Here is a 10,483-nt window from a genome sequence, read left to right on the forward strand (position 1 = left end):
GTACGCGGAGCAAAAGGGGTGGCGCCGGTGGAGTTTTCGGGAAGATAAAACGTGCAGTTAGTTAGCTGTGCATAAAGATCTGCCTGGAATCCGAAAGGCGGTGGTGGGCGATTCCGCCAGTGGGCAAATCATGATTCTTTCTCGCCATGGGGAAGAAGCCGCTGCCATCCGTTGAGCATGTTGAGACGCTGTCGCTGGTGGCGATGCGCCGGCTCGTCGGCGGGTTTGTCGAAGAGCTAAATGCGCTGAAGGCCGACGTCGCGGCGCTGCGATCTGAGAACGAAGCCCTGCGCCAAGACAATACAGAACTGCGGTTGGAAAATGTCCGCCTGAAGGTCGAGAACCAGCAACTGCGTGATGAGATCGCGCGGCTGAAGAAACTGCCGCCGCGTCCCCCGTTTCGACCATCAGGTATGGACAAGGCAACAGATCCCGCCAAGGACAATCCCAAGGATGATCGAACAACCGGTAAGCCGCCCCGCGGCCCTAAGCGCGACAAGAACCGGATCACCCGCACCGTGACGCTGAAGGCCGACGTACCCGAAGGCTCACGCTTCAAAGGATACAAGAACTTCCTGGTGCGCGATCTGGTTCTGTCGGCGGAGCTCGTGAACTATCGCCGGGAACGCTGGCTGACGCCCCAGGGCAAACTGATCACTGCTCCCTTGCCAGACGGGGTTGCCAGCGGCTTTGGTCGCAATTTGCGTCGGATATGTCTGGCGCTCCATGCGCAGGGACAGGTCACGACGCCCAGGCTGACCGAGATTCTCAACAGCATCGGCGTCGAGATCGCAGCGTCATCGCTGGCGATGATCGCGTCGAAACGGCAGGTTGTGCGGTTGCTCACGACAGACCTTATGCCATTCGTCGAGGAAGACAGTGCGGTTCTGCGTGCCGGACTGGTTTCGGCGCCCTTCATCACTGTCGACGATACTGGTGCTCGCCACGTCAGGCGCAACGCCTACACGACCCAGATCGGTGGCGAGCGCTTTTCCGCCTTCCGCACCAGCTTTTCCAAATCGCGGCTCAACTTCCTGTCCATCCTGAAAGCGGGCCATCAGGACTATATCCTCAATGACGAGGCGATGAATTGGCTGCGGACACAGGGCGCCGAGCAGGCGCTCATGGAGAAGCTCCAGAGCAGATCCGCCATTATCTTTGCCGACCAGGTTGCCTTCCTGGAATATTTGACCGGCAGAGGCATCGACATCTTTGATCGACAATTGATGCGCCTGCTCGCCGAAGCCGGCAGTTGGGGCGCAATCCGCCATCACGGTCTGCTCGGCAACACGGTCATTGTCTCCGACGATGCCGGTCAGTTCCGCGTCGGCAATCACGCTTTGTGTTGGATCCATTGCGAGCGCCTGTTGCAAAAGCTGATGCCGGCAAAGGCGAAAGAGGTTCGATCGCTCGCACTGGTTCGCGACCTCGTCTGGCGCTTCTACAAGGCGCTCAAGGTCTGGAAGCAACAGCCATCACCGCAGGCAGCCCATGCCTTCCGGCGCAGGTTCGATCGCATCTTCACCCTACGCACCGGCTATAACGCCCTCGATACGCTGTTGGCGCGCTTGCATCGGCGGCGACGGGAGCTTCTCAAAGTCCTCGAACATCCCGAGATTCCACTGCATACCAATGCCTCGGAGAACGATCTGCGGACCTTCGTCACCAAGCGAAAGATCTCCGGTGGCACGATGAGCCTTGACGGTCGTATCGCTCGCGACGTCATGCTCGGCTTACTGAAGACCTGCCAGAAGCTCGGCATCTCATATTACACTTATCTTGGTGACCGCCTCGGTCTTGTCCCCGCCGGATCGACAATACCGCCGCTGGCTGACCTTGTCCTGGCGACAAACTGAGATCAGCCTTTTCTCGAAAACGGCACCAGCTTGCCGGACCGTGTTTCTTCAACCCGGCTTTCTTTCCGCAGCAGCTGCGGGGAAACATTCCACTGGCGGCCGTTGTCGGCGTGCACCGTCACTGTCTTACGGTTCCGACGGATCACGATGCCCGCCTGCGTCTGGCCGCTGTTGTCTTCGAACATGACGCGCTCACCAATCGCCAGCTCGAGCAGCGCGTGGGTGGTCTTTTGCTGATGCAGAAAATGCAGTCGATCAACGACCTGATCGTGCAGCTCGATCAGTTCCGCTTCACTCAAGCCGTCAAGGGTGATCCCGTGCATCCCGATGCCTCCACATAAGGAAATCGTCGCTCCGGAAAAGCACCAAAGCAATCCCGTATTATCGACGACCCACAAGATCCTTTATCAAGCAGAATTCCGCCCGGGCCACCCATTTTGCTCCGCGTACCCGGAATACTAGCCTGTTGAGGCATTTTCTGACGCGACTATCTCTCTGAAATCCAAGAAACAACAAACCATGATGAAGCTATTCGATCATTCGCTTCCGTAAGCGGTACAGGCGCCAAAATATATCTTTTGCCGTCGATTTTCCCTAGCGCCGCGGCAGTTGTCCGCGGACAACTATCAAAACCTGAAAATCCTCGGGATGAAGGGTGCGCAGATGGCATTGCGCCCTCATCATCATCGCCGGAACTGGTTGCTGAGAGAGTGAGCTTACTTCGCCTGCAACTGCTTCATGGCCTCAAGATCCTCGCTGCTCACGAATTCGCAGGCGAGAAGAGCTTTGCCTGAAAAGGCGGCTGACTCGCGGGCGATCAGGGATATCACTCCCATGTCTGTGACCGCTCGATCATCCTTCGTCAGCGCTCGTCTGCACGACTTTGCTGCGGTTCCACGGAGATTGATTGCCAAGGCCGTCCTTTTCCAAGTGGTAAGTCTTGGCCAGGTCATCGGCCCGCAAGCCCTCAATCGGCACGCCAAAGCTCGCACCGGCAAAGGCAAGCTCGCTTGTCTCAAAACCTTCGCGACCAAGATCCTTGGGCAATTTATAGACGGCCGCGGTCAGGAGCGATGTGTCAGCGTTCGCCGGCTTCTCGGCTTCGCTGTACATTTTCGTTGCCGATTTCGTCGTGTAGGGCGGCTTGCACAGCGCTGCGTCGAAGAAGGCTGCCCTATCAAAAGCCAAAGCGCTCGACGCGAGCGAAAGTGAAAAAGCAACGCTCAGCAATATGGGTGCTTCCATGTTCAAGATAGCTCTTCAGAAACGGCAATCTATTCGAGCGCGGCTACCGCCGACAGCGACCGCGTATGTATAGCCAGATTGCGCGTCCGCCAAGCCTGCCTTCGCAACATCCGAGCCAATGTCGCCAATATATCGGGGCTCTCAGGAATGAGTTGAGACGGCACCTGCCACCAAGCTTTGCGCGCAGGCAACGCCTGCGTCAGATGGAACGGAAATGCCGGTTCATCATGGCTGAAGGGCTTGATGAACCTCCCTTTCGGCTACCTCATCGGATCGGTCGCTGCGGAAATGAAGTTTGGATGGGATTGAGCAATCTCGCGGTTTGAACTTGAGAGCCGGGGAACCGCGTTGACTGCCCCTCCCCCGCTAAACAATCTCATTCTGGGAATATCATCGCAGGTGACCGATGAAAGAGATTGCGCCCAACACAGGAACTTTGGAATTCCATCAAGCCCGGTAGTCACCACTTCCTTTCGGAAATGAATATTAGATCTCCACTTAGACCAGCGGCGCGACGAAACTTCTGCAGCGCAGCCGCATCGCTGAATAAGGTCCATGCAGATGATTGATTATCGGGGATGAGAATGGGTGCCGCGCACTCAATACCTTCCGCGGCCAAACGCAGGCTAGCCGCCAACCATAAAAATCTGGTTAACCAAAACTTGCGGCAGCCGTCGTCCCCGCATATTTGAGTGCCTGCCCGGCGAAGCTACCGACAAACGAAGGCAGATTCTTTACCGCTCCGTCAAAATCACTTCACAATCAGTTCGTAATGGATTCCTAGGCAGAGGAACGATTTCATGGAAGAACCCTGGATGACCAATCGTGGGCCGATCGTGGCAACGGCGCTCGACGTCAAGAAGGCGGAAGCTATCAACACGCTTCTCGTTCGCCGTATCGATATCCTGCCATCCAAACCCGGCGATGTTATCCGCCCCTTCGCGCTCGGTCTCTGGAATGACATTCGGCCGCTTCTGAAGCCCGACGTGCCCGTCATGTCGCTCCGCCGGGCCACCAGCGCCTTTCTCCATTCCAAGCGATATTACTTCGCCTGCGCCCAGCCGGACTCGATGCGCCACGACGTGGCGGGCAATCCTATCGAGCCGCTTTCGCCCGAGGACAGGCTCGCCGCGCAGGAGCGCCTTGCCGCGCTGCGGCAGACGCAGGCCAAATCTCCCGTGCCGGCGAATGAACCCAAATCGCCGCCGCCACCGGCTTTGAGCAAGGCGGAGCTGATCCGGGCTTCGCTGCTCGGCGGCCGCAAGCTCTCGGACCGCGCCGCCCGGTAAAGCGGCGAAGGCTCCTTGCTTACCAAGTGATGGAAAGCACTCGGCCGCGGAATCGTCGCTTGCTTCCAGCTCTTCTTGCCGGATGAGAAAGTGTGGGCGCATTGCCCCTGATCATAGTGACCAGCCCGAATGTAGTCCGCGGACTACGCGCCGGGTCGAATATAATGTCACAAGGTACGACGAGACTATCCCGCCCGGTGAGAGCAGCAAACCCTCCAACAGACACGCTCCCCGCCGCGGTAGTCCGCGGACAACCCTCGGAGCTAAACCCGTAGCATCTTCGCTCCCCATCTCCCCGCCCCACTACTGGCGAATCGACAGCTCTCCGACGCGGATTCCCAAGCACCCTGTGGGCAAAAAAACCCAAAAACCGCCAATTGTTTAAGCATTTGTAAAACGGTAGCGAATCGGAGCATATAGTAACTGCGTAGTTTAGCGGCATTCCGTCACAATTGCGCAGTTAATTGGGAAAACGATCATGCAACCGAGTCTCGTGCTACAGGACGATCAAGAACATCTTCCGACGCTTCTGGCAACAGATGCGCAAGAGCTGTCTTATCAGCTCCAACAACACCAGGCAAAACTCTTCCCGCCCCAGTCACAAAAGACGATGCGGATGTTTTCGCCGGCGGAGGCCGCCGCCTTCATCGGCATTGGCGAAGGCTACCTTCGCCAAATTGCGGCCGAAGGCCATGGACCGGATCCGCTTTCGAACGGACGCCGGCTTTACACCGCCGACGATATGGATCGGATCCGTAGGGTTCTCGACGAGCGGAACGGCACCCCGAAATACGTGCCGTGCAGAAGGGGATCCGAGAAGCTCCAGATCATCTCGGTGATGAATTTCAAAGGCGGCTCCGGTAAGACGACGACGGCAGCCCATCTCGCGCAATATCTCGCGCTGCGGGGATATCGGGTGCTCGCCGTCGATCTTGACCCGCAGGCTTCCTTGTCCGCCTTGTTTGGACATCAGCCGGAGCTTGACGTTGGCGAGGGCGAGACGCTCTACGGTGCCATTCGCTATGACGAGCCACGGCCGGTTGCCGATATCGTTCGCTCGACCTATACGCCGAACCTGCATCTCATCCCCGGAAATCTCGAACTCATGGAGTTCGAGCATGAGACGCCGCGAGTGATGGCTGCTGGCCGGGCCGAAACCATGTTCTTCGCGCGCATCGGCGAAGCTTTGACCGAAATCGAAAACTTCTACGACGTCGTCGTCATCGATTGCCCGCCACAGCTCGGCTTTTTGACTATGTCAGCGCTTTGCGCCGCGACGTCGATTCTGATCACCGTTCATCCGCAGATGCTCGACGTCATGTCGATGTCGCAGTTCCTGACCATGACCAGCGAGCTGATGACCGTGGTCGAAAGAGCAGGGGGTCGCACCAGCTATGACTGGATGCGTTATCTCGTTACTCGCTTCGAGCCGAATGACGGGCCACAGAGCCAGATGACCGGCTTCATGAAGGCTATTTTCGGCAACCGCATGCTTCACAACGCAATGGTCAAATCGACCGCCGTAGCCGATGCCGGTGTTACGAAACAAACCCTCTACGAAGTCGAAAGAGCCCAGTTCACCAGGGGTACCTACGATCGCGCATTGGATTCGCTCAATCTCGTGAACAGCGAGATCGAGACGCATATCCGTTCAACGTGGGGAAGGAAGTAAATAGATGGCGCGCAAGAACCTGATCGAAGTTTCCGCTCCGAATACGGTGCGGGTCGAGTCCGTTGCGACAAAAGATAATCGTCCGATAGCCGGCTTCCTGCCTCAGGCAAGAAGCGGCGGCCCCGTGGGTGGCATTACCAGAACGCTTGGCAACATCACTGAAAAGATGGAACGGGCCAACGATCTCGAGCGGCAATTGGCCGAAGGCCAAACCATCGTCGACCTCGATCCGGATCTCGTTGACGGATCCTTCGTTACCGACCGCCTCGAGATAGATCCCGTCGAACTCAGCCAGCTTGTCGAACAGATCCGCGAACATGGTCAGCAGGTCCCGATCCTCGTGCGTCCGCACCCGGAATCCAAGGGCCGTTATCAGGTCGCCTACGGGCATCGTCGATTGGCAGCGACAAGAGAGCTCGGCATCAAGGTGCGCGCCGTCATCCGCCAGCTGACCGACGACCAGCTCGTCGTCAGCCAGGGCCAGGAAAACAGCGCGCGCACGAACCTATCCTATATCGAGCGGGCTCTTTTCGCCTTGCGGCTGGAGCAGCGTGATTTCGGCAGGGATATCATCATGGCCGCGCTCGGCGTCGATAAAGCCGCGCTGTCGAAGATGCTGATCGTCATGAGGCAGGTACCGTTGGCGCTCGTCAGCGCGATTGGTCCGGCTCCAGATATCGGCCGCAGGCGGTGGCTTGAGTTAGGAGAGCGCCTCGAGAGCATCAATTGCGAGCCGATCGTTGCCGAGTTGTCCGCGGACAACAGTCGCAAGCTGTCGAGTGATGAGCGTTTCCAGCAGGCAATGACGCTGGCCATCGGCAAGCCCGCATCCGTGAAACCCACCACGGCGCCGTCGATCATGGCCGGCGTGCCGGTGACATTTAAGAGAACTCCGGCGCGTGCCACCTTTGTCTTCGACAGCAAGGCGGCCCCCGGTTTCGACCAGTTTGTGCAGGAGAGATTAGAAACTCTCTTCAACGAGTTTCAACAAGGAAAGGAAACGTAACCCGCAAAAGAAAAAGGCCCCCAAACGACGTCGTCGTGGAAGCCCTTCTCGATCTTAAGCAAATCAAGAATCGCATTTCCCCGAATCACAGTCAAGAGTCTTGGCATCGTTTTGGTGAGCAATTTTCTTTTGCCTCAACGTAGGTGAAGGAAAAATGGAAGCTGAATATGTGACGACGCCTTTTGGGCGGCGGCCGATGACGCTTGCCATGTTGATAGCTCAAAGAAGAGCTGGGCATGGGAAGTCCGTCAAGTCGGTCGATAAGTGGAAAATCTATCGCGCGCTTTGCGAAGCCAAGCCTCATCTCGGCGTAACGGATCGAGCGCTTGCTGTTCTCAATGCGCTTTTGAGCTTCTATCCGAAGAACGAACTTTCGGATGATGCCAATCTCGTCGTGTTCCCTTCGAACGCGCAATTGTCTTTGCGTGCCCATGGCATGGCGGAGCAGACGATCCGGCGCCACCTGGCTGCCCTTGTCGAGGCCGGGCTCATCGTCCGCCGCGATAGCCCCAACGGCAAGCGCTACGCCCGCAGGACCAGAGCGGGGGATCTCCATGAAGCCTATGGCTTCTCGCTGGCCCCTCTTCTATCCCGCGCCGAGGAGATCGAGCATCTCGCTGCGGAGGTCGTCGCCGATCGCCTCCATGTCCAGGGGCTACGCGAGCGCATCAGCCTTCTCCGGCGCGACATTGCCAAGCTCATCGAAACCGCGCTTGTCGAAGCCATTACGGGCGATTGGGATGCCGTTCATTCCGGTTTCCGCTACCTCATCGACAGTCTTCCCCGGTCGCCCAGCGTAACCGAACTGGAGCTTCTTCTCCAAAAGCTCGGTCTGCTGCATCGGGAAATCGTCAACCGACTGGAAAAACACGCAAAAACAAAAAAAATAAGCGCCAATCACTATCAAAATGAGCGGCACATACAGAATTCAGACTCCGAATCCCAAACTGAATCTGAAGCCCCGCAGCCAAAACGCCCGGCAACGTTGTCCGCGGTTTCTGCAGAGCCGTTGCCGAACGCTGCCTCGGTATCAGCGGCCGTATCCTTCCAAGGGAAAGCAACGCTACCTCTCGCATCGAACACCCGCTCTGATAGCTCTGGAGAAAGCCAGGTGGGGCTGAAATCATTCCCGCTCGATCTCGTTATGAGGGCTTGCCCGGAAATTGCTGCCTATAGCTCAACAGGGCAGATCAGCAATTGGCGAGATCTTATGACTGCATCCATCGTCGTGAAATCGATGCTTAAGATCAGCCCAGGAACTCACCAGGAGGCTTGCGCCGCTATGGGCCCGGAGAACACCGCCACCGTGATTGCCTGCATCCTCCAGCGAACCTCGCATATCAAGTCTGCCGGCGCCTATCTTCGCGATCTGACCCGCCGAGCACAGAAAGGCGAATTCGCACTCGGTCCGATGCTGATGTCCCTTCTGAGGGCCAACACGGCGTTGAATGAAAGGAAATCGGCCTAACTCATCCGCATTCAAGGTTTCACCGGCTTCATCGTCAGGTCCGTTTTCGACCTGAACCAACGTCACATGCCCCCTCTTTGCCGGGGCGCTGAATGATCGCTCCGTCAACGATAACAGTCGTTTGACGAACGATGTCGCACGGACCATGTATGGCTGGTGGAAGGGAACACAAGGATAGCTTCTCTTTCAGGATGTTATCCTAGAGAAATCAATTGGATAAAAAATGCGTAAAATTGAGTAGCACTGGCCGGAAAGGATGCGAAAAATGCCTGTGCGCCGTTCAAATCCTTCAGTTTTATCGCTGATTTGCGCGAAAAAGTCCATGCGTCGTCGGGTAGAACCGTTTCGTGAAGACGAGAGCCGCCGAGGCTCCCGCTAAGGCATAGAAGAGGATGCTGGCTTGGCAGTCGCACTACCCCCCAACTTTCACGGGGGCAGCGCTCAACCCGCCTACTCGCAAATCGGTATCGGGCGGGCCGGAGGAGCTGGATGGTCTTTCTTATATTGCACAATGACCGGCTCCAGAGTCTCCTTTGCCCAGAACTTCGGAGCGCCGATTTCCTTCAGGCAGGAATCGTTCCAATACAATCCGGCCTGCGCTGGCGAGCGGCCAGCTGCGACAGCTTTCGCGACCGCATTGATGTCGGTCGACTCTGGATAGATGTAGAGCGTCGTCGGATTGTCCTTTACCATCGAGATGATCTGATTGGCATCGGAGGCAGACCAGCTCGTGCAGCCGTCGCTGCGGCCACCCGCATATTCCACCAGCTTGCCGAGGGGGACAAATCCGTCGCGGTTGGCATAGGGGCTTTGCGGATCCTTCTTCATGCATATGCCGGCAACCTTCGCCGCTGCATGGCCACCGATGGCGCGCTGGCGCGCATTGGCGGTATCACCCTCGCCATCGAACTGAAGGAAGCTGCGTAGGAAGGCCACATTCTTGGCCTGCGAGGACCGATAGTAGCCCTTAAAGGTCGTCTTCGTCTCTTCGGTCATATAGGCGCCGCCGGTCGTTAGGTTCGAATCCATCGCGTTGCCGAAGTTCTTGGCGCACATCCGCCCGTTACCGAAGTTGGCAACGCCCTTGAGGTCGCGGCCGCTGCCATGGCCGGAGGAGACGACGCGAAACGTCTGAGTGGCTTCGCAAACGATATAGAACCTGCCACCCGACTTGCCGTCACCCAGATCGTTCGGGCGCGTTGCATCCATGGCGAAATAGCAGGGATTGCGGACCTTGCCTTCGCTGACCTTCCGCATATAGAGCGCGCGGGCCCGTTGCAGGACAGGCCGGGCGACCTGGCCGTCACCCTGACCCACATGGACTGCAAGCCATGCCGGAATATCGGATTGTTGTCCCGCAGCGAAGGAAGGCTGCGCAATTGCGGTGATAGTAGCGACGGAGCAAAGGCTGAGCATCCTGGCGATGCTTCGGGGGGCATATCTCAACCGCACTGAATTAGATCTCCTGTTGCATGCATTGGACCAGTGCCGGGAAAAGCAGCGGGCGACAGCATGCGTGCCCCACAAGCACAGCTGCCCTGCGTTCAGATCCAGAGAAATCATATTTGTGCGCCGCTTTGCTGAACGAGATCCTAACGACGATGGAAATAATGATGGTCTCGATAGACATGGCGTGTTGACCATCAGATTTGCCCCATCTGCTCTGCCCAGAATTTAGATGGTGTAACGGGCGGAGCCCGGCCAGCCAGGTTTGAATGGCTGGTGGTCGTCCCTCACAATGATGGTGTCGCGGAGTCAGGAGAGACCTGCTCCATAGCATCACGGAGAGACGACCATGAAGCAGTATGCCGGCATCGACGTATCATTGGAATACTCAAGTGTGTGCGTGGTGGATGCGGATGGCCGCATTGTGCGTGAAGCAAAGGTCCACAGTGAACCCGATGCGCTGATCGCCTGGTTTGGCGAGCACGGCGTGGCGATGGAACG

8 protein-coding genes and 1 pseudogene are annotated in these 10,483 nt (G+C 57.4%); 6 read left to right on the forward strand and 3 right to left on the reverse strand.

All coding sequences use genetic code 11. From position 1 onward, the window contains the following. Positions 1-146 precede the first annotated feature (146 nt). Positions 147-1,856, forward strand: coding sequence for an IS66 family transposase (locus tag GA0061102_RS31960; protein ID WP_092844222.1), 1,710 nt, complete (start codon positions 147-149; stop codon positions 1,854-1,856). A 2-nt stretch (positions 1,857-1,858) separates the two neighbouring features. Here the strand turns inward: GA0061102_RS31960 and GA0061102_RS31965 are convergent, their stop codons facing one another. Continuing rightward, the gene (locus GA0061102_RS31965) at positions 1,859-2,179 is read right to left on the reverse strand and encodes a hypothetical protein (protein WP_092844224.1); all 321 of its coding nucleotides are present in this window, start codon (positions 2,177-2,179) and stop codon (positions 1,859-1,861) included. 529 nt (positions 2,180-2,708) lie between these two features. Beyond that, positions 2,709-3,107: a hypothetical protein gene (locus tag GA0061102_RS31970; protein WP_208858740.1), complete on the reverse strand. Its 399-nt coding sequence runs from the start codon at positions 3,105-3,107 to the stop codon at positions 2,709-2,711. A 794-nt stretch (positions 3,108-3,901) separates the two neighbouring features. On the opposite strand from GA0061102_RS31970, the gene GA0061102_RS31975 reads away from it, so the two are divergent. The 4 genes from GA0061102_RS31975 (at position 3,902) to repC (ending at position 8,536) form a co-directional block, all read left to right on the forward strand. Next, complete coding sequence (locus tag GA0061102_RS31975; RefSeq protein ID WP_092856669.1) at positions 3,902-4,390, forward strand: ProQ/FINO family protein; 489 nt, start codon at positions 3,902-3,904, stop codon at positions 4,388-4,390. Positions 4,391-4,868: 478 nt separating this feature from the next. Continuing rightward, a complete protein-coding gene (gene repA / locus GA0061102_RS31980; protein ID WP_092856672.1) occupies positions 4,869-6,062 on the forward strand; it encodes a plasmid partitioning protein RepA in 1,194 nt (397 codons plus the stop codon). A 4-nt stretch (positions 6,063-6,066) separates the two neighbouring features. Continuing rightward, positions 6,067-7,068, forward strand: coding sequence for a plasmid partitioning protein RepB (repB, locus tag GA0061102_RS31985; RefSeq protein WP_092856675.1), 1,002 nt, complete (start codon positions 6,067-6,069; stop codon positions 7,066-7,068). 154 nt (positions 7,069-7,222) lie between these two features. Beyond that, positions 7,223-8,536, forward strand: a complete 1,314-nt coding sequence (gene repC, locus GA0061102_RS31990) for a plasmid replication protein RepC (protein WP_092856678.1) — start codon at positions 7,223-7,225, stop codon at positions 8,534-8,536. Positions 8,537-8,986: 450 nt separating this feature from the next. Here the strand turns inward: repC and GA0061102_RS31995 are convergent, their stop codons facing one another. After that, positions 8,987-9,988, reverse strand: a complete 1,002-nt coding sequence (locus GA0061102_RS31995) for a hypothetical protein (RefSeq protein ID WP_092856681.1) — start codon at positions 9,986-9,988, stop codon at positions 8,987-8,989. A gap of 343 nt (positions 9,989-10,331) precedes the next feature. Between GA0061102_RS31995 and GA0061102_RS33815 the strand changes: the two are divergent. Then, positions 10,332-10,483, forward strand: a pseudogene (locus GA0061102_RS33815) (IS110 family transposase); the annotation flags it as partial.

It is taken from the genome of Martinezella miluonensis (genome assembly GCF_900094545.1).
Lineage (GTDB): Bacteria > Pseudomonadota > Alphaproteobacteria > Rhizobiales > Rhizobiaceae > Rhizobium > Rhizobium miluonense.

Bases quoted from the DNA above. Each gene is read 5' to 3' on its own strand.
- GA0061102_RS31960 (WP_092844222.1), top strand. From the start codon at position 147: ATGGGGAAGAAGCCGCTGCCATCCGTTGAGCATGTTGAGACGCTGTCG.
- repC (WP_092856678.1), top strand. From the start codon at position 7,223: ATGGAAGCTGAATATGTGACGACGCCTTTTGGGCGGCGGCCGATGACG.
- repA (WP_092856672.1), top strand. From the start codon at position 4,869: ATGCAACCGAGTCTCGTGCTACAGGACGATCAAGAACATCTTCCGACG.
- repB (WP_092856675.1), top strand. From the start codon at position 6,067: ATGGCGCGCAAGAACCTGATCGAAGTTTCCGCTCCGAATACGGTGCGG.
- GA0061102_RS31975 (WP_092856669.1), top strand. From the start codon at position 3,902: ATGGAAGAACCCTGGATGACCAATCGTGGGCCGATCGTGGCAACGGCG.
- GA0061102_RS31965 (WP_092844224.1), bottom strand. From the start codon at position 2,179: ATGCACGGGATCACCCTTGACGGCTTGAGTGAAGCGGAACTGATCGAG.